General features: G+C 71.4%; 14 protein-coding genes. 9 read left to right on the plus strand and 5 right to left on the minus strand.

Annotated elements, in window-relative coordinates:
* Positions 1–3: 3 nt before the first annotated feature.
* Positions 4–1,113 carry a hypothetical protein gene (locus ACOBQU_RS25785; protein WP_423629946.1) on the minus strand — a complete coding sequence of 370 codons (1,110 nt, stop codon included), beginning with the start codon at positions 1,111–1,113 and terminating at the stop codon, positions 4–6.
* 675 nt (positions 1,114–1,788) lie between these two features.
* On the opposite strand from ACOBQU_RS25785, the gene leuS reads away from it, so the two are divergent.
* The 6 genes from leuS (at position 1,789) to ACOBQU_RS25815 (ending at position 12,241) form a co-directional block, all read left to right on the plus strand.
* Positions 1,789–4,728, plus strand: coding sequence for a leucine--tRNA ligase (leuS, locus tag ACOBQU_RS25790; protein WP_423629948.1), 2,940 nt, complete (start codon positions 1,789–1,791; stop codon positions 4,726–4,728).
* Between the two features lie 366 nt (positions 4,729–5,094).
* Positions 5,095–5,907, plus strand: a complete 813-nt coding sequence (locus ACOBQU_RS25795; protein ID WP_423629950.1) for a hypothetical protein — start codon at positions 5,095–5,097, stop codon at positions 5,905–5,907.
* A 110-nt stretch (positions 5,908–6,017) separates the two neighbouring features.
* Positions 6,018–6,863 carry a DegV family protein gene (locus ACOBQU_RS25800; RefSeq protein WP_423629952.1) on the plus strand — a complete coding sequence of 282 codons (846 nt, stop codon included), beginning with the start codon at positions 6,018–6,020 and terminating at the stop codon, positions 6,861–6,863.
* A 373-nt stretch (positions 6,864–7,236) separates the two neighbouring features.
* Complete coding sequence (locus ACOBQU_RS25805; RefSeq protein ID WP_423629954.1) at positions 7,237–8,385, plus strand: helix-hairpin-helix domain-containing protein; 1,149 nt, start codon at positions 7,237–7,239, stop codon at positions 8,383–8,385.
* Positions 8,382–11,075 (plus strand): ComEC/Rec2 family competence protein, encoded by a 2,694-nt coding sequence (locus tag ACOBQU_RS25810; RefSeq protein WP_423629956.1) that lies wholly within the window; start codon positions 8,382–8,384, stop codon positions 11,073–11,075. The genes ACOBQU_RS25805 and ACOBQU_RS25810 overlap by 4 nt, the downstream gene beginning before the upstream one ends.
* Before the next feature lie 281 nt (positions 11,076–11,356).
* Complete coding sequence (locus ACOBQU_RS25815; RefSeq protein ID WP_423629958.1) at positions 11,357–12,241, plus strand: YceI family protein; 885 nt, start codon at positions 11,357–11,359, stop codon at positions 12,239–12,241.
* A gap of 194 nt (positions 12,242–12,435) precedes the next feature.
* Here the strand turns inward: ACOBQU_RS25815 and ACOBQU_RS25820 are convergent, their stop codons facing one another.
* The gene (locus ACOBQU_RS25820) at positions 12,436–12,681 is read right to left on the minus strand and encodes a hypothetical protein (protein ID WP_423629959.1); all 246 of its coding nucleotides are present in this window, start codon (positions 12,679–12,681) and stop codon (positions 12,436–12,438) included.
* A gap of 127 nt (positions 12,682–12,808) precedes the next feature.
* On the opposite strand from ACOBQU_RS25820, the gene holA reads away from it, so the two are divergent.
* The gene (holA, locus tag ACOBQU_RS25825) at positions 12,809–13,795 is read left to right on the plus strand and encodes a DNA polymerase III subunit delta (RefSeq protein WP_423629961.1); all 987 of its coding nucleotides are present in this window, start codon (positions 12,809–12,811) and stop codon (positions 13,793–13,795) included.
* A 275-nt stretch (positions 13,796–14,070) separates the two neighbouring features.
* On the opposite strand, the gene rpsT is transcribed toward holA, so the two are convergent.
* The gene (gene rpsT / locus ACOBQU_RS25830) at positions 14,071–14,337 is read right to left on the minus strand and encodes a 30S ribosomal protein S20 (protein WP_423629963.1); all 267 of its coding nucleotides are present in this window, start codon (positions 14,335–14,337) and stop codon (positions 14,071–14,073) included.
* Positions 14,338–14,539: 202 nt separating this feature from the next.
* Here rpsT and lepA point away from each other — a divergent pair, with 202 nt between their 5' ends.
* Positions 14,540–16,402 carry a translation elongation factor 4 gene (gene lepA / locus ACOBQU_RS25835; RefSeq protein ID WP_423629964.1) on the plus strand — a complete coding sequence of 621 codons (1,863 nt, stop codon included), beginning with the start codon at positions 14,540–14,542 and terminating at the stop codon, positions 16,400–16,402.
* A gap of 404 nt (positions 16,403–16,806) precedes the next feature.
* Positions 16,807–18,696, plus strand: coding sequence for an AMP-dependent synthetase/ligase (locus tag ACOBQU_RS25840; RefSeq protein WP_423629966.1), 1,890 nt, complete (start codon positions 16,807–16,809; stop codon positions 18,694–18,696).
* Positions 18,697–18,812: 116 nt separating this feature from the next.
* Here the strand turns inward: ACOBQU_RS25840 and ACOBQU_RS25845 are convergent, their stop codons facing one another.
* Together ACOBQU_RS25845 and ACOBQU_RS25850 are read right to left on the minus strand one after the other, a co-directional pair.
* Positions 18,813–19,409: a response regulator gene (locus ACOBQU_RS25845; protein WP_423629968.1), complete on the minus strand. Its 597-nt coding sequence runs from the start codon at positions 19,407–19,409 to the stop codon at positions 18,813–18,815.
* On the minus strand, positions 19,406–23,563 hold the full coding sequence (locus ACOBQU_RS25850) for a HAMP domain-containing protein (protein ID WP_423634717.1): 4,158 nt from the start codon (positions 23,561–23,563) through the stop codon (positions 19,406–19,408). The genes ACOBQU_RS25845 and ACOBQU_RS25850 overlap by 4 nt, the downstream gene beginning before the upstream one ends.
* Positions 23,564–23,608 lie beyond the last annotated feature (45 nt).

Consider the following 23,608-nt stretch of genomic DNA (forward strand, 5'->3'; position numbering starts at 1 on the left):
GGGTCACTTGCCTCCTCCGGTGGCCGCGTTCCAGGGCTCACCGGTGCTGGGCGCCTGGAAGGGCCCGTGGCCGGTCGCTGTGGGCGCGTCTGGCCCGCTGTCCGGGTGGCCGAACCGGGCGTCTCCGTAGTCGTGCCGCGGATCCGTGGAGTCGTACCGGGCCTCTACGGGGGCGTATCCGGCGTATCCGGTCTCTACGGGGGTGGGTGCCGTCGCTTCGGAGTCGTAGGCGGTGGCGTACGGGGATCCGGTGGCCGGTGCGGTCACGGGAGGCGGCGGGGTGGGGGTGGGCCAGCGGGTGGTGGCGGTGGGCTGGAGGCCCGGTGGCAGGTCGGCGGCGTCGTGCTCGGCGGCGGCGGTCAGCGCCCGGTAGGCGGCGGCGATGCCGACGGCGGACCCCTTGTCGGGCAGGGAGCCGCCGTGGTGGCCGCCGCCGGTGCCCGGCAGGGGGGCCGAGTCGGTGTCCCGGTCCGGCGGCGCGGCGGCGCGGCGGCACCGGGAGCGGGGAGGCGCGCCCCGGTCGTCCGGCTCCAGGAGGGCGAGGACGCGGGCGGCCACCGCGAGCTTGACCGGCCGGGGGGCCGCGCGCAGCGCCACCGCACCGGCGACCGCGACGAGGCACAGGCAGTACAGGGCGATCACCCATGCCTTGGGCGGGCGGCCCGCGTACAGGCCGTGGAGGAGGGCCGCGCACCAGGCGGGGTAGGCCAGCATGTGCAGGGCCCGCCAGCGGGCGGCGATCCGCACAGGGGAGGCGAAGGCACTGCGCAGGGCGCCGGTCACGCCGGTCGCCACCATGAGGAGCCCGGCGAGTGAGCCGAGGCCGATGAGCCCGGCGCTGCCGGAGAAGCCGAGCCCGAAGGGCACGAGGGCGCCTACGTAGGACACGTGGTCGAGGGCGAGCTTGACGGTGCCGTGCAGGAGCAGGAAGCCGACGGAGGCCACGGCGGTGGCCCGGTGCACGGCCTGGGCGAGCAGGCGCTCGCGGGAGCGCAGGAAGAGCCGGTCGGAGGCGACCAGGCCCCAGGCGACGGAGGCGGTCAGCGCGACGAGGGACAGCACTCCGGTGGTGTGGTCGAGGGCGGCGCGGAAGGCGTCGCTTCCCAGGAGCACGAGGAGGGGGATCAGCAGCAGCGCGGCCGTGGTCAGGGGGCCGCGGACGGTGCGGCGGGCTTCACGTCGGGGGCGGAGCGCGGGGGAGGGGGAGGCGGGGAAGGCAGCGGATGGGGGAGGCGGGGGAGGCGGGGGAGGAGGGGGTGCTGGAGGCGGCGGGGGTGGTGGGGGCGATGGGGGTGCCGCGGAGGGTAAGGAGGGGCGTTTGGGGGGTTTGCGATGAGGGTGCAGAGATTTCATGGGAGCGACTCCGAAATGGTCCGGTCGCCGCATGCTAAGTCGCGCCATACCGACGGGTACGTGGTTTGAGTTATTGCGTTGTTATCAAAGTGCGACTCGATCTTGGCCTTGTCCCGATAGCGGGCGGTACGCGGGGTAATTCCTGGCCAACGCTGAAGTTCCGGTTCCGGTGGCGGACCGCGACCGGCGGGGCCCGGATCCGGACACGGGGCGTCGCTCCCCGTCACCAAGCGCGTCGCCCCGCCCCGGAGCGCTGCGGTACCCTGACGCCATGCGTGCCGTACGCCTTCTGCTTAGCGGGCCGCGCTGATCAGTCCCGACCGCACCTGAGAGCGGTCGGAATCGGCGCGGCGTCCCCTCCTGTGCGAGGGGCATTTTTATTTGGCCGCACGGCCGTTTCCGCAGGCAGAGACGATCGATGGAGCTTTGAGGACCATGAGCGAGACGAATTCCTCCGCCACCGCTGAAGGCGCGGGAGGCACGGGAGGCGCCCCTTCCGCCGCCGAGGCGGCCGCGCCGCACCGCTACACCGCCGCGCTGGCCGCCGAGATCGAGGCGCGCTGGCAGGACTTCTGGGACGCCAACGGCACGTACGAGGCCCCCAACCCCAGCGGCGACCTGGCCGGTGACCCCGAGCTGGCGGCACGCCCCAAGAAGTTCATCATGGACATGTTCCCGTACCCCTCCGGAGCGGGCCTGCACGTCGGCCACCCCCTGGGGTACATCGCCACCGACGTCTTCGCCCGCTTCCAGCGCATGACGGGCCACAACGTCCTGCACTCCCTGGGCTTCGACGCCTTCGGCCTGCCCGCCGAGCAGTACGCGGTGCAGACGGGCACCCACCCGCGCGTGTCCACCGAGGCCAACATGGTCAACATGAAGGCGCAGCTGCGCCGCCTGGGCCTGGGCCACGACAAGCGCCGCTCCTTCGCGACGATCGACCCGGACTACTACAAGTGGACCCAGTGGATCTTCGTACAGATCTTCAACTCCTGGTACGACGACGAACTGCGCAAGGCCCGCCCCATCGCCGACCTGATCGCCCAGTTCGAGACCGGTGAGCGCGCCGTCCCCGGCACCACGCGCGCCTGGAACGACCTGACCGCCGCCGAGCGCGCCGACGTCCTGAGCGGCTTCCGCCTGGCCTACGCCTCCGACGCGCCCGTCAACTGGTGCCCCGGCCTGGGCACCGTCCTGGCCAACGAGGAGGTCACCGCCGACGGCCGCTCCGAGCGCGGCAACTTCCCCGTCTTCAAGGCCAAGCTGCGCCAGTGGAACATGCGCATCACCGCGTACGCCGACCGCCTCCTGGAGGACCTGGACGCGCTGGACTGGCCCGAGGCCATCAAGCTGCAGCAGCGCAACTGGATCGGCCGCTCCGAAGGCGCCCGCGTCGACTTCCCCGTCTCCTCCGTAGACGCCTCCGCCGACTCCGAAGAGACGGCCGTCACCGTCTTCACCACCCGCCAGGACACCCTGTTCGGCGCCACCTACATGGTCCTGGCACCCGAGCACGACCTGGTCGACGCGATCGTGCCCGCCGCCTGGCCCGAGGGCACCCACGAGGTGTGGACCGGCGGCCACGCCACCCCCGCCGAGGCCGTCGCCAAGTACCGCGCCACCGCCGCCGCCAAGTCCGACGTGGAGCGCCAGGCCGACGCCAAGGAGAAGACCGGCGTCTTCACGGGCGCGTACGCCACCAACCCCGTCAGCGGCGAGCGCGTCCCCGTGTTCATCGCCGACTACGTCCTGATGGGCTACGGCACCGGCGCCATCATGGCCGTGCCCGCCCACGACAGCCGCGACTTCGCCTTCGCCCGCGCCTTCGAACTGCCCATGCGCTGCGTGGTCGAGCCCTCCGACGACCGCGGCACCGACCCCGCCACCTGGGACGACGCCTTCGACTCGTACGACGCGAAGATCATCAACTCCTCCGGCGACCAGGTCTCCCTGGACGGCCTGGTCGTCACCGAGGCCAAGGCCCGCATCACGGAGTGGCTGGAGCGCACCGGAACCGGCCGCGGCACCGTCAACTTCCGCCTGCGCGACTGGCTGTTCAGCCGCCAGCGCTACTGGGGCGAGCCCTTCCCGATCGTCTACGACGAGGACGGCGTCGCCCACTCCCTGCCCGAGTCGATGCTGCCCCTGGAACTGCCGGAGGTCGACGACTACAGCCCGCGCACCTTCGACCCGGACGACGCCGACACCCAGCCCGAGACGCCCCTGTCCCGCAACGAGGACTGGGTCAACGTCACCCTGGACCTGGGCGACGGCCCCAAGAAGTACCGCCGCGAGACCAACACCATGCCCAACTGGGCGGGCTCCTGCTGGTACGAACTGCGCTACCTGGACCCGCACAACGACCAGCGGCTGGTCGACCCCGACACCGAGCGCTACTGGATGGGCCCCCGCGAGGGCCAGCCCACCGGCGGCGTCGACCTGTACGTCGGCGGCGCCGAGCACGCCGTACTGCACCTGCTGTACGCCCGCTTCTGGTCGAAGATCCTGTTCGACCTGGGCCACATCTCGTCCGCCGAACCGTTCCACAAGCTGTTCAACCAGGGCATGATCCAGGCCTACGTCTACCGCGACAGCCGGGGCTTCCCCGTCCCGGCCGCCGAGGTCGAGGAGCGCGACGGGACGTACTTCTTCCAGGGCGAGCCGGTCAAGCGCGAGCTGGGCAAGATGGGCAAGTCCCTGAAGAACGCCGTCACTCCGGACGAGATCTGCGCCGAGTACGGCGCCGACACCCTGCGCCTGTACGAGATGGCGATGGGCCCCCTGGACGTCTCCCGCCCCTGGGACACCCGCGCCGTCGTCGGCCAGTACCGGCTGCTCCAGCGCCTGTGGCGCCTGATCGTCGACGAGGCCACCGGCGACGTCACCGTCGTCGACGCCGAGCCCGGCGAGGACACCCTGCGCGCCCTGCACAAGGCGATCGACGGCGTCCGCCAGGACCTGGAGGGCATGCGGTTCAACACCGCCATCGCCAAGATCACCGAGCTGAACAACCACCTGACCAAGGCGGGCGCGCCCGTCCCGCGCACCGTCGCCGAGCGCCTGGTGCTGCTGGTCGCGCCCCTGGCCCCGCACATCGCCGAGGAGCTGTGGCGCCGCCTGGGCCACACCGAGTCCGTCGTCCACCAGGACTTCCCGGTCGCCGACCCCGCGTACGTCGTCGACGAGACCGTGACCTGCGTCGTGCAGATCAAGGGCAAGGTCAAGGCCCGCCTGGAGGTGCCGCCGACGATCTCCGACGACGAGCTGGAGAAGGCCGCCCTGGCCGACGAGCGCGTCGTGGCCGCGCTGGACGGCGCGGGCATCCGCAAGGTCATCGTGCGGGCGCCGAAGCTGGTGAACATCGTGCCCGCGTGAGCCATCGCGCGCCGTGTGCGACCGGTCGGCCCCGAAGGGGGCGGCCGGTCGCTGTCTTTTGGTGCCCGGGGGAGCGGGGTGGATTGCTTCCGGGGGAGTGGGGTGGGGGTGCCGGTACGGCTGGGGGTGGGGGTGGGGGTGTGGCTGCGGGGGAGGGCGAGGGCATGAGTGCGAGTGCGGGGGAGCGGGGTATGCGGGTAGTCCCCTAGGGGCAGGTTGAGGGTTCGGAGGGAACCCGCGCGGCGCTTGCGGCGTTTACCGTGGAGGAGGCGGAGGGCCGCTCGCCCCGCCCGTCGCGCCTGCCCGCTCGCCCCGCCTGTTCCAGTCGCTCGCCGCACCGAACCGCCCGGCCGAAGGAGAAGCATCGTGGAAGCCGTGATCGCAGTGGTCGCGCTGCTCTTCGTGCTGTTCCTGGTGATCGGAGCGTATGCCGCGGTCAAGGCCATCGGAGCCGCCAAGCGCGCCGCGGACCGTACGATCACGCAGGCCCGCCGCACGGTCGAGGACACCACGCTCAGAGCCAAGACGTTCGCCCAGCCCGGCGTCGTCGGCGAACTGGCCCAGCTGCGCCTCAAGCTGCGCACCTCCATGCGCGCCACCCAGGACGCCCTGCGCGCGGGCGTCGCCGAAGACCCCTCCCTGCACGAGTCCCTGGCCCTCTTCGAGCGCCTCAGCGCCCACGGCCACGAGCTGGACGACGACCTCAAGCGCCTGGAGAGCGAGCCGGACCGCGTCGCCCTCAGCCAGCGCCTGCCCGCGCTGCGCGAGCGCACCGAGCAGATCACCAAGGCCGCGGACTCCCTGCGCTGGGCGGCCCGCGACCGGGCCCACAAGTTCGCCGACGACGACCTGGACCTGCTGCGCTCACAGATCGACATGGAAGCGGGCGCGCTGCGGCACTGGGCGACGGAACCCACAGAAGGACGCCCCGCCGACTCCTGGTCCATCCCGTCCGGCCCGTCCACCCAATCCAACCAATCCGCCCAATCCGCCGCGTCCACCCCGTCCACCCCGTCCCCGTCGGCCGACCGGCCGAGCCCGGCCACGGCAGAGGGCGCACAGGGCGGCGCGTCGGGCGGCTCCGCCCCCCGGGAGCCGGAGCGCCCCGCGATCACCCCGCCCGGTCCCCAGCCGACGTACCCCTGGGAGAAGAAGGCCAAGCCGGAGAGCACGGCCTGACCCGCCCTGAGCTGACCCGACCCGATCCGACCTGACGCGGCCCGCACCCCGTCGCCCGGGTGAAGGGGTCGGACTGCCGCACCAGGGTTCCTGCGGGTAATCTCCAGCTCATGTCCCGCCATGTCGCGATCGTCACCGATTCCACGGCCTACCTGCCGCAGCGGACGATGGAGCGGCACGGCATCACCTCGGTGCCGCTGACCGTGGTGCTCGGCAACCAGGCCCTCGAAGAGGGCACCGAGATCTCCGCCCGCTCCCTGGCGCTCGCCCTCCAGAAGCGGCGCTCCGTGACCACGTCCCGGCCCAGCCCCGAGGTCTTCGCCCAGACCTACCGCAAGGTCGCGGAGGCGGGCGCCACCGGCATCGTCTCGCTGCACCTGTCGGCCGAGTTCTCCGGCACGTACGACGCGGCCGTCCTCGCGGCACGGGACGCGCCGGTGCCCGTGCGCGTCGTCGACACCGGCATGGTCGCGATGGCCCTCGGCTTCTGCGCGCTCGCCGCCGCCGAAGCCGCCGGGTCCGGCGGCTCCGTGGACGAGGCGGTGGCCGCCGCGGAGAAGCGGGCCGCGAGCACCTCCGCCTACTTCTACGTCGACACCCTCGACTACCTGCGCCGCGGCGGCCGCATCGGCGCGGCGCAGGCACTCCTCGGCTCCGCCCTCGCCGTGAAACCCCTGCTCGAACTGGACAACGGCCGCATCGAACTCCTGGAGAAGGTCCGTACGGCGTCGAAGGCCATCGCCCGGCTCGAAGAACTCGCGGTCGAACGGGCCGGAACACACCCCGTCGACATCGCGGTCCACCACCTGGCGGCCCCCGAACGGGCCGCCACCCTCGCGGACCGGCTCAGGGACCGGGTGCCAGGGCTCGCCGAGCTCCACGTCAGCGAGGTCGGAGCGGTGATCGGGGCGCATACCGGGCCGGGACTGTTGGGGGCCGTTGTCTCGCCTAGGTGAGGCGAGGGCCGTGCTTCTCGCATCAGCGGGGGACTGGGGCGGTCGTGGGGTGATCGTGGTGGCGGCGGTGATGGTGGTGCTGGGGGTGTCTCACGTGTGGGTGACGGAGTTATCCACAACTGCTGGGTAATCCCCGGGAATTGAGCAAGATCAACAAGCTGGCGCCGCGATGCCTAGCGTTTCAGGCATGGCACTTCGATCACTTTCACGGACGGCGTCGGCCGCGCGGGGCGCGCGAGTAGCGCAGGGCACGCAGGGAGTACGGGACGCCAGGGGCGCCGGGACGGAGGCAGGAGCTTCCGCGCACGTCGCGGCACCAGCGGGGGAGACGGGCGGGCCCCAGACGCTTGACGTTCACGCCTTCGACGACCGCATGGCGCGGCGCCACGCCCGCCGAAGGGCACGGCGCAGGCACGCGGCGGCGGAAGCGACGCGGCTGAGGGCGGAAGCACTCTTCGCTGAGCAGACACGGGCCCCAGCACCGGGCGGGGCGGATGCCGGTGTCGGCGCTGACCCCGGCTTCGGCACGAGCGCGCCCCCGGGCGGCGCGGCCCGATCGGCGAGCGCATCGCCCGGCACGGGAACGGGCCGGGCACCGGGAGGGCAGTCAGGGGCAGGTCCACCACCGCCGACCAGTGCGCCACCCGCACGCGATGCGGCGGACCCGGCGCACTCGACAAGTCCCGTGCCCGCGCCGGAAGCGACGCCTCTGACGGCGCCCCCGACGGACAGTGAGGGCGCGCCCAGCGGCACGACGGAGCCCTCGTGGCGGACCCGCGCAGGGCTGGCGGTACGGGAGCGGCTGCCCGTCTGGCTGCAGGTGCGGTGCGGAATGGAGCGCCGGAGCGTCCTCGCGCTGACGGTGGTGCTGATCGTCGCCGCGGCGTTCGCCGCCCAGCACTTCTGGGCCGGGCGGACACAGCCGGTGCGAGCACCGGACGTGGTGGGAGACGCGGCCGCGCCAGGGCGGCAGCACGGACCGTCCGCATCACCGCCCGGGCCCGGCCCAGGCCCGGCGACGGGACCCGAAGGCCAAGCAGGCGCGGCCGGTACGGCGAGCGGCGGAGTCGTCGTGGACGTACGGGGCAAGGTCCGCAGCCCCGGAGTACAGCGACTCCCCGCCGGGTCACGGGTGGCCGACGCACTGCGAGCGGCAGGCGGAGTCCGCCCCGGCACGGACACGGACGACCTCAACCGCGCCCGCCTCCTAGTGGACGGCGAGCAGGTGGTCGTGGGCGAACCCGCGCCCCCGGCGCCCGGAGCGGCGGCACCAGGAGCCACGGCCGGTGGCACCGGAGCGGCCCCGACGGGCGGACCGGGCGCGCCCGCCGCACCGATCCCGCTCAACACCGCCACCGCTGAGCAACTCGACACCCTGCCCGGCGTCGGCCCCGTCCTCGCCCAGCACATCATCGACTACCGCACCGAACACGGCGGATTCCGCTCCGTGGACGAGCTCCGCGAAGTCACCGGCATCGGCGAACGCCGCTTCGCCGACCTACAGAACCTCGTACGGCCATGAGGAGCCCCACCGGAAGGAACCCGAACACACCACCAGAGCCCCCGGAGGCAGCCGCGAGGCCCGCGCACACCCACGCCACCGCACCCCACCGACGCGGCGCGTCCCACCCGCGCCAGGAAGGCCCCACCGACCTCCGCCTCGTCCCACCCGCCCTGGCGGCCTGGGCCGCAGCGGCCCTCGCACTCGACGCACCACCCCAACTGGTCGTCGCCGTCGTGGCGCTCTGCGCCCTGGCGGCCGGAGCCCTCCTCGTGACGTGGACGCGAAGCCGCACACCGGACCCACGGCGACGACACCGGGGGTGGCGGGGCGGCGGCAGATGGGGCCGCGTCAGTGTCGCCGCCGTACTGCTCTGCGCGGGCGCGTCGGCGGCGTCCGCCGGACTGCACGGTGCGGACCTGCACCGCGGCCCCGTCCCCGCGCTCGCCGACAGATACGCGGAGGTGACCGCCGAGGTCGAAGTGACCTCGGACCCGCACCGCACCAAGCCAAGAGTGACCGGCGACCACGCCCTGCCCCCGTCCATCGTGCTCAACGCCGACATCGTCCGGGTCACCGAAGCCGACGGTACGACGAGCACGACGAGGACACCGGTGCTGGTGATCGTGCGCGAGGACCGGAAGGACGAGAGCAAGGAGCGTCACAACGAGCCCCACGACGAGAAGGAGAAGCGGGAGGAACCGGAGGCAGGAAGGACGGACCGGAGTCAGGGGCCGTCGTGGCTGGACCTGCTGCCGTCGACACGGCTACGGGTCAGGGCGGCGCTCGCGCCACCGATGCCGGACAGCGACAGGATCGCGGCGGTCCTGCGCGTCCCGGAAGGCAGCGTCCCAGCCGTGACCGGGGAGCCGTCCGCGGTCCAGCGGCTCGCGGGAGGACTGCGCGGCGGGCTGCGCGAGGCAACGGACGGACTGTCGGCCGACGCCCGCGCGCTGGTACCGGGCCTGGTGATCGGAGACACCTCCCGAGTGCCACCGGAACTGGAACAGGCCTTCCGGGAAACGGACCTCACGCACCTGCTCGCCGTCAGCGGAACCAACCTCACGATCATGCTGGCCCTGCTCATCGGACCACCCGGCACGGCCCACCGGGCCGAACGGAGAGGGATCGCTCCCCGGCTGGGCATCCCACTGCGGACGACCGCGCTGCTCGGCGGGGCGGTGACGCTCGGGTTCGTCATCGTGTGCAGGCCGGAGCCGAGCGTGCTGCGGGCCGCGGCCTGCGGCCTGGTCGTACTGCTCGCCCTCGCCACCGGACGGCGCAGATCACTGATCCCCGCGCTCGCGACGGCGGTGCTGCTGCTCGTCCTCTACGACCCGTGGCTGTCACGCAGCTATGGCTTCCTGCTCTCCGTCCTGGCGACGGGCGCGCTGCTCACGCTCGCCCCACGATGGAGCACGGGACTCCAACGGCGCGGAGTCCCGGGCCGCCTGGCGGAGGCGCTCGCGGCGGCAGCGGCGGCACAAGCGGTGTGCGCGCCCGTGGTCGCCGTGCTGGCGGCCCGGGTCAGTCTCGTCGCGGTGCCGTGCAACCTCCTCGCGGAGTTCGCGGTCGCACCCGCCACGGTGCTCGGCTTCGCGGCGCTCGCGACGGCGCCGCTGGCACTGCCCGTGGCCAAGGCGCTGGCCTGGGGGGCGAGTTGGCCGACCGAGTGGATCGCGGGCATCGCCCGGACCGGGGCCGCGCTGCCCGGGAGCGGCATGGACTGGCCGGGGGACTGGCGCGGCGCACTGCTCCTCACCGCCGCCACGACCGTGGCGGTGCTGGTCGGCCGCCGACTCCTCCGCCACCCCTGGCTGAGCGCCGCCTGCGCACTGCTGCTCCTCGTCGTGATCGTTCAACCACCGCCCCTCACACGGGTGATCGCGGGCTGGCCGCCACCGCACTGGCGGATGGTGATGTGCGACGTGGGCCAGGGCGACGCGCTGGTGCTCGCGGCGGGGCCGGGCACGGGGGTGGTCGTCGACGCCGGACCCGATCCGGTACTCGTGGACCGGTGCCTGAGGGCGCTCGGCATCACACGGGTTCCGCTGGTGCTGCTCACCCACTTCCACGCCGACCATGTGGCGGGGCTTCCGGGCGTGCTGAGGGGGCGTTCGGTGGGGGCGATCCAGACGACAGGGCTTCAGGAGCCGCCGGGGCAGGTGGCGTTCGTACAGGGACAGGCGGCGGCGCGGGGAGTGCCGGTGACACGGGCCGTGGCGGGGGAGCGGAGGCGCACGGGCGGGCTCGACTGGAGGGTGCTGTGGCCCCCGCCAAGCCCCGCACCGAAGCCGGAGGGCCCGAACGACGCCAGCGTCACACTCCTCGTACGCGCCCAAGGACTCACATTCCTGCTGCTCGGCGACCTCGAACCACTGGCGCAGCGCGCCCTGTTGCGCACACCGGCCGTGGCGGCGCTGCCACCGGTGGACGTCCTCAAGGTCGCCCATCACGGCTCCGCCTACCAAGATCCGCTGCTCCTGCACCGGACCGCGCCGCGCCTGGCCCTGATCTCCTGCGGCGAGGACAACCCGTACGGCCACCCGTCACCACGCACGGTCATGGCGCTGCGCGCGGCAGGGGCCCGGGTGCTGAGGACGGACACGAGCGGCGCGATCGCGGTGACCGGGGGACGGACCGAGGCGGGGGGTAGGGGTGGGGTGGGGGCTGGGGCTGGGGTGGGGTTGGGGGCGGTTACTCGGCGTTAGTGGGGGGTGGGGTGGGAGGGGCGGGGGGATCCCCCCCGGGGGGGGGGTGGGGAGGGGGAGGGGGAGGGGGACCCCGCCCCCAGGGAGTCCCTGAAGCGTTCGTTACCGCCCCCTCCCCACCCCACCCAAAGATCAATTCGGGTCCACCAGGACACTCCGACCAGTCCCGCTGCTTCTGCAACGTTCTTGCTGAAGTGGGCCCGTGTTGCATCGAAAGCCGCAACGGTGATCGAATGCCTCTTCGTTACAGGTGTTGTCAAGGCCCTCGGGGGTGTGTCGCAGTGTTCAGCCGTTGGCTGGGAGACCGGTCGAGCCGGGGAGGGCGGTCGGGGCCGCTGTCGGCGGTGACGGTGCCACCCAGCGCGGGGGTGCTCAGCTGCCGGGTGCTCGATCCGGTGAACGAGCCGGTGGGGCACGCGGAGCTCTCGGTCAGCGACAGCATGGGGCGCAAGGTCGTCGGTGGGGGTACGGATCCGTTCGGGTCGTTCCTGGCGACGGTTCCGGCGGGGGAGTACCGGGTTGCGGTGTCGGCGGAGGGGTTCACTCCGTACCGGGGGAACGTCACGGTCGGTGAGGGAGCGCATGCCTCCGTGGGGGATGTGACGCTTCAGGTCGCTCAGCTTCCGGCGCTGCCGGAGCCGGGGGACTGGGAGATCGACCCGATGCATTCGTCGATCGCGTTCACGGCGCGGCACATCGGGCTGGCGCGGATCCATGGCCGGTTCAACACGTTCGCGGGGGCGATCCGGCTGGCCGAGCGGATGGAGGAGTCGGCCATGCACGTGGTGATCGACGCCTCGTCGATCGACACGGCCGTGAAGATGCGGGACGACCACCTGCGGTCGGGTGACTTCCTGGACGTGGCGCGGTTCCCGACGATGGAGTTCTACAGCGACCGCTTCGTGCACAAGGGCGGCAGCCGCTGGGCGATCACGGGGGCGCTGTCGCTGCACGGTGTGACGCGGACGGTGACGCTGGACACGGAGTACCTGGGGGTCGGGCGCGGCCTTGAGGGCGAGACCCGGGTGGCCTGCCGGGCGACGGCCGAGCTGCACCGCGACGACTTCACCATCACCTGGCAGACGATGCTGGCCCGGGGCATCGCGGCGATCGGTGCCAGCATCAACATCGAGCTGGACATCCAGGTCCTGCCGAAGAAGAGCTGACGCGCGAGCCGGACCGTGGCCGTAGCGCTTCCGGCCCGGCCCAGCCCGGCGCCTCACTCACGCCCTGCCGCTGCGGCCCGGCCCGAAGCCGAAGCCCGGCCTGACCTGACCCGAAGTCGTAGCCCGGCCCTAAGCCGTTGTCCGCCCCGCCCCGCCCCGCCCCGCCCCGGCCTGAAGCCGCGGCCCGGCGGGCCTCAGGGCTTCTCCAGCCACCCTTCGTGTTCCGCCGCCAGTTCGTCGAGGGCCGTGGGGTCGAGGCGGTGGGTGGGGTCTTCGATGACGACCAGCCACTGGGCGTCCTCGGCGTCGTCCTCTCCGGCCAGGGCGTCGCGGACGAGCTGGGGTTCCTCGGTCACGCCGAAGCGGTCGGGGAGCTGTTCGGCGACCTCTTCCGCGGCGTCGCGGTCGGGCAGCACCAGGACATGTCGTACGTCGTTCACCTGGCCATTTTCGCGTACGGGCTCGCGTACGGGGCCGACGGGCCCGGGCGGGTGCCCGCGCCGTGCGGGGCCGTGCGTCCGGTTGGGCGGGACCGACTGTCAGTGGCGCGTGGGATGCTTGACGGCGATGGCCAGGAAGAACGCAAACGACAATCCGCTCGCTCCTGTCACGGTCGCCGTGGGCCAGGAGGATCTGCTGCTCGACCGCGCCGTGCAGGAGGTCGTGGCGGCCGCCCGCGCCGCGGACGCCGACACGGACGTGCGGGACCTCACCCCCGACCAGCTGTCGCCCGGCACGCTGGCGGAGCTGACCAGCCCGTCGCTGTTCGCCGAGCGCAAGGTCGTCGTCGTGCGCAGCGCGCAGGATCTGTCGGCGGACACGGTCAAGGACGTGAAGGGGTACTTCGGCGCGCCGGTCGACGAGATCACCCTGGTGTTGCTGCACGCGGGCGGCGCCAAGGGCAAGGGGCTGCTGGACGCGGCGCGCAAGGCGGGGGCGCGGGAGGTGGCCTGCGCCAAGATGACCAAGCCCGCGGACCGGCTGGCGTTCGTGCGCGGCGAGTTCCGGGGGCTCGGGCGTTCGGCGACGCCGGAGGCGTGTCAGGCGCTCGTGGACGCGATCGGCAGTGATCTGCGTGAGCTGGCGTCGGCGGTGTCGCAGCTGGTGGCGGACGTCGAGGGGACAATCGACGAGGCGGTCGTCGGGCGGTACTACACGGGGCGGGCGGAGGCCTCCAGCTTCACCGTGGCCGACCGGGCCGTGGAGGGCCGGGCGGCCGAGGCCCTTGAGGCGCTGCGGTGGTCCCTGGCGACCGGGGTGGCGCCCGTGATGATCACGAGTGCGCTCGCGCAGGGGGTGCGGGCCATCGGGAAGCTGTCCTCGGCCCGGGGCGGGCGGCCCGCCGATCTCGCGCGGGAGCTGGGGATGCCGCCGTGGAAGATCGACCGGGTGCGGCAGCAGATGCGCGGGTGGACTCCCGACGGGGTGGCGGTGGCGCTCGCCGCTGTCGCGGAGGCCGACGCGGGGGTAAAGGGCGGTGGGGACGATCCCGAGTACGCGTTGGAGAAGGCGGTCGTCGCCGTCGCGCGGGCGGCGCGGGCCCGGCGGGGGTAGCTGAGAGGCGCTCACCGGGGCCTTGGGAGCCGGGAGGCGCCCCTGGCCCCGCCCTCCCTGGCCCCGCCCTCCCAAGGAACCGGCACTCCAGGAACCGGCACACCAAAAACCCCGCCCCCCGTCCCGGAGGGACGAGGCACGGGGTCCCGGTTACGCAAAGTAAAGACTGAGCCCGTACCCGCGTGGCGAACGCAGGCCGCGTACGAGCTCGGGGTGCCGGTCGGGGGCGGATGAGAGAGGGCCCGCCCGGGTCCTTCCGGCGGTTACATCACGAGTCAGCCCTTGAGGGAGGCGACCTTCGAAGCAAGCGCCGACTTCTTGTTGGCGGCCTGGTTCTTGTGGATGACGCCCTTGGAGACGGCCTTGTCGAGCTGACGCGCGGCCTCGCGGGTCAGCGCGGTGGCCTTCTCGACGTCACCGGCGGCGGTGGCCTCGCGGGCCTTGCGGATCGCGGTCTTGAGCGACGACTTGACGGCCTTGTTGCGCAGGCGCGCCTTCTCGTTGGTCTTGTTCCGCTTGATCTGGGACTTGATGTTCGCCACGAAAGAGCCTTTTCAGGTTCAGGTACTGCTGGTTTCTCTGACAGGTGTCCCACGGCTGAGAGGGCTGGGAGACACAGCTGCCCACGATATCAGTCGTCCTCCGACCGGCCCAAACCGATGGGCGGGGCCCGCCCGTGGGACGATGGAGGCTACGTATCGATCCGACCCGAGGCAAAAGGCGCCTCAAGAATCAGGACCTTGCGTGCCCGCGACCCCTATGAATGTGCCCGAGCCGAGCCGTACCGACCCGGCTCTGATCCGCAATTTCTGCATCATCGCGCACATCGACCACGGCAAGTCCACGCTCGCCGACCGCATGCTCCAGCTCACCGGTGTGGTCGAGCAGCGGCAGATGCGCGCCCAGTACCTCGACCGCATGGACATCGAGCGTGAGCGCGGCATCACGATCAAGTCCCAGGCGGTGCGTCTGCCCTGGGCCCCGACCGAGGGGCCGGACCAGGGCCGGACCCACATCCTCAACATGATCGACACCCCGGGCCACGTGGACTTCACGTATGAGGTCTCGCGGTCCCTCGCCGCGTGCGAGGGGACGATCCTCCTGGTCGACGCCGCTCAGGGCATCGAGGCGCAGACCCTCGCCAATCTGTATCTGGCGATGGAGAACGATCTTCAGATCGTCCCGGTGCTCAACAAGATCGACCTGCCCGCCGCACAGCCGGAGAAGTTCGCCGAGGAGCTGGCGAACCTCGTGGGGTGCGAGCCCGACGACGTGCTGCGGGTGTCCGCGAAGACGGGCCTCGGTGTGGAGGCGCTGCTCGACCGGGTCGTCAAGGACGTTCCGGCGCCCGTCGGCGTCGCGGACGCGCCCGCCCGCGCGATGATCTTCGACTCGGTGTACGACTCGTACCGGGGCGTGGTGACGTACGTCCGTGTCGTCGACGGTCAGCTCAACAAGCGTGAGCGGATCCGGATGATGTCGACCGGCGCCACCCACGAGCTGCTGGAGATCGGGACGAACTCGCCGGAGATGCTGGCGGCCGACGGCCTGGGCGTCGGCGAGGTCGGCTATCTGATCACCGGTGTGAAGGACGTCCGGCAGTCCAAGGTCGGTGACACGATCACCAGCCAGTCCAAGGGCGCCGAGGAGCCGCTCGGCGGGTACAAGGACCCCAAGCCGATGGTCTTCTCGGGCCTGTATCCGCTGGACGGCTCGGACTACCCGGAGCTGCGCGACGCCCTCGACAAGCTCCAGCTCAACGATGCCGCGCTGGTGTACGAGCCGGAGACGTCGGCGGCCCTCGGCTTCGGCTTCCGCGTGGGCTTCCTCGGCCTGCTGCACCTGGACGTGATCCGGGAGCGCCTGGAGCGGGAGTTCGGCCTCGACCTGATCGCGACCGCCCCGAACGTGGTCTACCGCGTGATCATGGAGGACGGCACCGAGCACACGGTCACCAACCCGAGCGAGTTCCCCGAGGGGAAGATCGCGGAGGTGTACGAGCCGGTGGTGCGGGCGACGATCCTCGCGCCGTCGGAGTTCATCGGTTCGATCATGGAGCTGTGCCAGGCCCGGCGCGGCACGCTGCTCGGCATGGACTACCTGTCCGAGGACCGCGTGGAGATCCGGTACACGCTGCCGCTCGCGGAGATCGTCTTCGACTTCTTCGACCAGCTGAAGTCCAAGACCCGCGGCTACGCCTCGCTGGACTACGAGCCCACGGGCGAGCAGACGTCCAGCCTGGTCAAGGTGGACATCCTGCTGCACGGCGACAAGGTGGACGCCTTCTCGGCGATCACGCACCGGGACCAGGCGTACGCGTACGGCGTGCGGCTCGTCGCCAAGCTGAAGGAGCTGATCCCCCGGCAGGCGTTCGAGGTGCCGGTGCAGGCGGCCATCGGTTCGCGGGTGATCGCCCGTGAGACGATCCGCGCCATCCGCAAGGACGTCCTCGCCAAGTGCTACGGCGGTGACATCTCCCGTAAGCGGAAGCTGCTGGAGAAGCAGAAGGAAGGCAAGAAGCGGATGAAGATGGTGGGCTCCGTGGAGGTCCCGCAGGAGGCCTTCATCGCGGTGCTCTCCAGCGACGAGGCCCCCAAGAAGAAGTAGCCGTCCGCACCGTCGCGTGCCCGCACAGCCTCGGCCCAGCCGCTGCCCGAGGGTCTGCCGCGGGCCCGCGCAAGGCCGGTGAGAAGCGCCCGTCCATCCCCCGGACGGGCGCTTTTCGTACGGGGGTGAGCAGATCACCGGCGGCCGTGCCGCGCGTGACGCTACCGCCCCGTTCTGTGGAAAGTGACAGGCAGCAGCCCCTTACGCGGTGGGCCCATGGGCTCTACCCTGATCACTGCTCGGAGGTTACTCGCAAGTTAAACAACGTGCCTGGAGTGACATCGGAGCAGCAGCCACACGCAGCGAGCACGTCACACGCAGCAGAGCCACACAGCAGAGCCAGAGGCAGCAGAGCCACACGCAGCCAGCCAGTAGGACGCACCGTCGCGGGCCCGGAGGATGTCGTGAGCGACACACAGACCTTGATCGAGAACCGACCGCCTTCGGTGGCGCACCTCTTCCTGGAGCGGGTCGCCGCGACACCCGACGCCGAGGCGTACCGCTATCCCGTGCCCCCGGCCTCGGGCGAGGGCCCCGACGACTGGAAGTCGCTCAGCTGGGCGGAGGCCGCCGAGCGGGTGTACGGGATCGCCGCGGGCCTGATCGACCTGGGGCTCGCCCCGGAGGAGCGGGTGGCGCTGGCCTCGTCGACGCGGGTCGAGTGGATCCTCGTCGACCTCGGCATCCTGTGCGCGGGCGCCGCGACGACGACGGTGTATCCGCAGACCAACGCCGAGGAGTCCGCGTTCATCCTCGCCGACTCCGGCAGCCGGGTGCTGATGGCGGAGAACGCCGAGCAGGTCGCCAAGGCCCGCGAGCAGCGCGCGAACCTGCCGGAGCTGAAGCACGTCGTGGTGTTCGACGCGGACGGCGTCGAGCCCGCCGCCGACGACCCCGAGGGCTGGCTGCTGACCCTGGAGGACCTTCAGGCGCGGGGTGCCGCGTACCTGGAGAAGAACCCCGACGCGGTCAAGGGGCGCATGGAGGCGATCCGCTCCGACCACCTGGCGACGATCATCTACACGTCGGGCACGACGGGCCGCCCCAAGGGCGTGCGCCTGCCGCACGACAACTGGTCGTACATGGCGAAGGCCATCGCGGCGACCGGGCTGCTCGGTCCGGACGACGTGCAGTACCTGTGGCTGCCGCTGGCGCACGTCTTCGGCAAGGTGCTGACCAGCGGGCAGATCGAGCTGGGGCACGTCACGGCCGTCGACGGCCGCGTCGACAAGATCATCGAGAATCTGCCGGTGGTGCAGCCGACGTACATGGCGGCCGTGCCGCGCATCTTCGAGAAGGTCTACAACGGCGTCGCCGCCAAGGCCCGCGCGGGCGGCAACGCCAAGTACAGGATCTTCCAGTGGGCGGCGGAGACCGCCCGCGAGTACGCGAAGGTCAGCCAGGACAACTTCCGGCGCACCGGTGTGGCGTCGGTGCCGTTCGGGCTCGGCGCCAAGCACAGGGTCGCCGACAAGCTGGTGTACGCCAAGCTGCGGGAGGCCTTCGGCGGCCGACTGCGGGCGGCGGTGTCCGGGTCTGCGGCGCTGGCCCCGGACATCGGCTACTTCTTCGCCGGGGCGGGCATCCACATCCTGGAGGGCTACGGCCTCACCGAGTCGTCCGCCGCGTCGTTCGTGAACCCCGGCGAGGCGTACCGCACCGGCACCGTCGGCAAGCCGCTGCCCGGCACGGAGGTCCGCATCGCCGACGACGGCGAGATCCTGCTGCGCGGCCCCGGCATCATGGAGGGCTACCACGGCCAGCCCGAGAAGACCGCGGAGGTCCTGGAGCCCGACGGCTGGTTCCACACCGGGGACATCGGCGAGCTGTCGCCCGACGGCTATCTGCGGATCACCGACCGCAAGAAGGACCTGATCAAAACCTCCGGCGGCAAGTACATCGCGCCCGCGGAGGTCGAGGGCCAGTTCAAGGCCGTGTGTCCGTACGTCTCCAACATCCTGGTGCACGGTGCCGACCGGAACTTCTGCTCCGCGCTGATCGCGCTCGACGAGGCGGCCATCCTCGGCTGGGCGGAGGAGAACGGCCTGGGCGGCAAGTCGTACGCCGACGTCGTCGCCTCGCCCGCGACGGTCGAGCTGATCGACGGCTATGTCCAGCAGCTCAACGAGGGGTTGCAGCGCTGGCAGACCATCAAGCGGTTCAAGCTGCTGCCGCGGGACCTCGACGTGGAGCACGGGGAGCTGACGCCCAGCCTGAAGCTGAAGCGGCCGGTGGTGGAGCGGGAGTACAAGGACCTCATCGAGGAGATGTACGCGGGGGCCCGGGAGGCCTGATCGCGGGGTGGGCGGGGGCGTCTCTCCCGCGCGGGGCGCCCCAGACCCACCCCTTTCCCGAAACCAGGGGCCGCCGCCCCTGGCACCCCGCTTCATTGGCGCTTCGCGCCTCGTCCTCAAACGCCGGACGGGCTTGATACCGCGCGGCGCATCTCTCGGAGGGTTTCCTCCATCCGCGTGATGTGGTGGCGGAGTTCGCGGTCCTCGCTGAGGGGGCTGTCCGCTATGTGGCGTTCGATCGCGGCGAGGCGCCGGGTCAGTTCGTCGAACTGCCGCTGTTCGCGGGCGAGGACCCGCTCCAGCTGCTGGTTCTTGCGGTGCAGTTCGAGGAACACGGTGACCTTGGCGCGCAGCACCCAGGGGTCGAACGGCTTGGTGAGGTAGTCCGCGGCGCCCGTGGCGTAGCCGCGGAAGGCGTAGCCCGCGTCGTTGTCGGTGCCGGTCAGGAAGATGATCGGCACGTCCTTGGTCTGGTCGAGGCGTTTGATGTTGGAGGCCGTCTCGAAGCCGTCCATGCCGGGCATCCGCACATCCAGGAGGACCACGGCGAAGCGCTGCCGCAGCAGTGCCTTCATGGCCTCCTCGCCGGAGCGGGCCCGGACCAGTGGTTCGTTGAGGGATCCCAGGACGGCCTCTAGGGCCACCAGGTTGTCCTCCATGTCGTCGACGAGGAGGATGCTCGCGCGGTCCCCCGCGGGGGCCTCGGTGGTCATGGTGGCGGTGCCTCACTCAGCGGTGTCAGCGGATTCGGTGATGCCGGTCTCGGAGGCGTCGGCTGCCTCGGCCGCCCTGGTTGCCCCGGAGGAGTCGGGAGCCCCGGAGGAGTCGGCGGCCTCCGTGCTCTCCGTGCTCTCCGTGCCCTCCGGATCCAGCAGGGCGCAGACCACCGTGAGCAGCTGGTCCACGTCCACCGGCTTCGGTACGTAGTCGGTGGCGCCCTGCGAGATGGCCTTCTCGCGGTCGCCGGGCATGGCCTTCGCGGTGAGGGCCACGATGGGCAGGCCCGTCCAGCGGGGGAGCGGCGGATCGCGGCGATGGTCTCGTAGCCGTCCATCTCCGGCATCATGATGTCCATCAGGATCAGGTCGGTCTCGGGGTTGCGCTCCAGGGTCTCGATGCCCTCGCGGCCGTTCTCCGCGTACAGCACGATCAGGCCGACGCGGCTGAGGACGTGGGTGAGCGCGAAGACGTTGCGGATGTCGTCGTCGACGATGAGCACCCGGTGGCCGGGCAGGACGCGCCCGGCGCGGCCCTCCTTCCACGCTTCGAGCTTGGTCGGGGCGGGCCAGTTGTCGTCGGTGTCCGTGTGCCCCAGCGGCGACGGCGCCCCCGGTTCCTGCGGCTGCGGGGCGGGCAGGGTGCGCGAGGAGGCGTACGCCACGGCGGCCGCGCCGTGCCCGGGGTGCACCACGGGTACGTACAGCGTGAAGGTGGAGCCCTCGCCGGGGCGGGACTCGGCGGTGATGCGGCCGCCGAGCAGGCCCGCGATCTCGCGGCTGATGGACAGGCCGAGGCCGGTGCCGCCGTACTTGCGGTTGGTGGTGCCGTCGACCTGCTGGAACGCCTCGAAGATCACCGGGAGTTGTTCGGGCGGGATGCCGATGCCGGTGTCCTTGACGGTGAAGCTGATCAGGTCGCCGCGGTCGCTGAGCAGCGGGTCGGGGAACTGCTTCACATGCTGCACGCTCAGCTCGACCCGGCCGTTCGCGGTGAACTTGACCGCGTTGGACAGCAGGTTGCGCAGGATCTGCTGGAGGCGCTGCTCGTCGGTGAACATCTCGCGGGGCACGTCGTGGCCCACGGTGACGTCGAAGGCGAGGCCCCGGTCGAGGGTGAGCGGCCGGAACGTGGCGTGCACATAGTCCAGGACCTTGATCAGCGGGAGCTTCTTCGGGCGGACGTCCATGCGTCCGGCTTCGATCTTCGACAGGTCAAGGATGTCGTTGATGAGCTGGAGCAGGTCGGAGCCGGAGCGGTGGATCGTGGACGCGAACTGCACCTCCTGGTCGGAGAGGTTCCCGTCGGGGTTGTCGGAAAGGAGTCGGGCGAGGATGAGCAGGGAGTTCAGCGGGGTGCGCAGCTCGTGCGACATGTTCGCGAGGAACTCCGACTTGTACTGCGAGGAGGTGGCGAGGAGGGCCGCCTTCTCCTCCAGTTCGGCGTTGGAGCGGCGCAGTTCGGCCTGCTGGCGCTGGAGTTCGTCGGACCGCTCCTGGAGCTGGGTGGCGAGCCGCTGGGACTCGCCGAGCAGGGACTCCGTACGGGAGTTGGCGATGATGGTGTTGATGGCGACGCCGATGGTGTTGACGAACTGGTCGAAGAACGCCAGGTGGACGTCGGAGAAGCGGGAGAACGTGGCCAGCTCGATGACGCCGAGGAGTTTGTCCTCGAAGAGGATCGGGATGATGACGACGCTCGCCGGTGAGGCGTCCCCCAGACCCGAGTGGATCTTGATGTAGTCGGGTGGGACCTCGTCGAGGAGGATGCGCTTCTTCTCCAGGGCGGCCTGGCGGACCAGGCCGTGCGCGGGCATGCCGCCGGTGTCGACGAGGAAGCCCTGTTCCTCGTTCTTGGTGCCCTGCGCGGAGCCGTATCCGGCGATGAAGGCCAGGCCCTTGGCGGGGGACGCCTGGAGGGGCGCGGTGCCCTCGGCGTCGGGGTCGGCGAGGAAGAACGCGCCGTACTGGGCGTTCACCAGCGGCGTCAGCTCGCGCAGGATCAGGTCGGCGACCTCCATCAGGTCGCGGTGGCCCTGCATGAGCCCGGCGAGGCGGGCGAGGTTGGACTCCAGCCAGTCCTTGGCGCGGGTGGTCTCGCGCAGGTTGGACACCATCAGGTTGATGTTGTCCTTGAGTTCGGCGACCTCGCCGCGGGTCTCGACGGTGATGGAGCGGGACATGTCGCCCTGCGCCACGGCCGATGCCACCTCGGCGATGGCGCGGACCTGCGTGGTCAGGTTGAGGGCGAGTTCGTTCACGTTCGTGGTCAGGCGCTTCCAGGTGCCGTACACGCCCTCGACGCGGGCCTGCCCGCCGAGCTGCCCCTCGGAGCCGACCTCGCGGGCGACGCGTGTCACCTCCGACGAGAACGACGACAGGGTGTCCACCATGGTGTTGATGGTGGTCTTCAGCTCCAGGATCTCCCCGCGCGCGTCCACGTCGATCTTCTTCGACAGGTCGCCCTGGGCGACGGCGGTGGCGACCTGCGCGATGTTGCGGACCTGCCCGGTGAGGTTGTCCGCCATGTAGTTGACGTTGTCCGTGAGGTCCTTCCATACGCCGCTGACCCCGAGGACCTGGGCGCGTCCGCCGAGGCGGCCGTCGGTGCCGACCTCGCGGGCCACCCGCGTCACCTCGTCGGCGAACGCCCGCAGCTGCTCCACCATCGTGTTGACGGTGTCCTTCAGCTCCAGGATCTCCCCGCGCGCCGTCACCGTGATCATCTTCGACAGGTCGCCGTTGGCGACGGCGGTGGTGACCTGCGCGATGTTGCGGACCTGGGAGGTGAGGTTGGACGCCATGAAGTTGACGTTGTCGGTCAGTTCCTTCCATACGCCGCTGACGCCGCGCACCTGCGCCTGACCGCCCAGGTTGCCCTCGGTGCCGACCTCGCGGGCCACGCGCGTGACCTCGTCGGCGAACGCGGACAGCTGGTCGACCATCGTGTTGATCGTCGACTTCAGCTCCAGGATTTCGCCCTTCGCCTCCACGGTGATCTTCTTCGACAGGTCGCCCTGCGCGACGGCCGTGGAGACGAGGGCGATGTTGCGGACCTGCGAGGTCAGGTTGTCCGCCATGAAGTTGACGTTGTCGGTGAGGTCCTTCCATACGCCGCTGACGCCGCGTACGTGGGCGCGCCCGCCCAGGTTGCCTTCGGTGCCGACCTCGCGGGCGACGCGGGTGACCTCGTCGGCGAACGCGGACAGCTGGTCGACCATCGTGTTGACGGTGTCCTTCAGCTCCAGGATCTCCCCGCGGGCGTCCACGGTGATCTTCTGGCTCAGGTCGCCGTTGGCGACGGCCGTCGTGACCTGTGCGATGTTGCGGACCTGGGAGGTGAGGTTGGACGCCATGAAGTTGACGTTGTCGGTGAGGTCCTTCCATACGCCGCTGACGCCGCGCGCCTGCGCCCGCCCGCCGAGCCGTCCCTCCGTGCCGACCTCGCGGGCGACTCGCGTGACCTCGGCGGCGAACGCGGACAGCTGCTCGACCATCGTGTTCACGGTGAGCTTCAGTTCGAGGAGTTCACCGGTGGCCTCGACGGTGACGGTGCGGGTCAGGTCGCCCTGCGCGACGGCCGTCGTGACCAGGGCGATGTCCCGGACCTGCGCGGTGAGCCGGGAGGCCATCGTGTTCACGGCCTCCGTCACGTCCCGCCAACTCCCCGACAGGCCGCGCACCTTGGCGCGGCCGCCGAGACGGCCCTCGGTGCCGACCTCGCGGGCGACCCGGGTGACCTCGCCCGTGAACAGGGACAGCTGGTCGACCATCGTGTTCACGGCCCGGCCCAGGCGCCGCAGGTCGCCGCGCAGCTCCCGGGACCCGTCGTGCAGGTCCACGCGCTGGGTGAGGTCGCCGCCCGCGACCGCGTTCAGGACGCGGGTGGCGTTGGTGGCGGGCGCGACCAGCGAGTCGAGCAGGGAGTTCACCTCGGCGACCCGCGTGGTCCAGCTGCCCTGCCCGGGGCTCGCCGTGAACCGCTCGTCGAGCCGCCCGTGGCGCACCATCTCCCTGCGTACGCGGATGAGTTCGCCGTCGAAGTGGACGGAGCGGTCGACCAGTTCGTTGAAGACCGTGATCAGCTCGGCGGTGATGCCGGAGCCGGTCAGCGGGGCCTTGGTGAAGTTGCCGTCGCGGGCGGCGCGCATGGCGGCGAGCAGCACGCGCAGCTCGGCCTCGGAGTCGGCGGCGCC

The sequence above is a fragment of the Streptomyces sp. G45 genome (assembly GCF_049542095.1).
Lineage (GTDB): Bacteria > Actinomycetota > Actinomycetes > Streptomycetales > Streptomycetaceae > Streptomyces.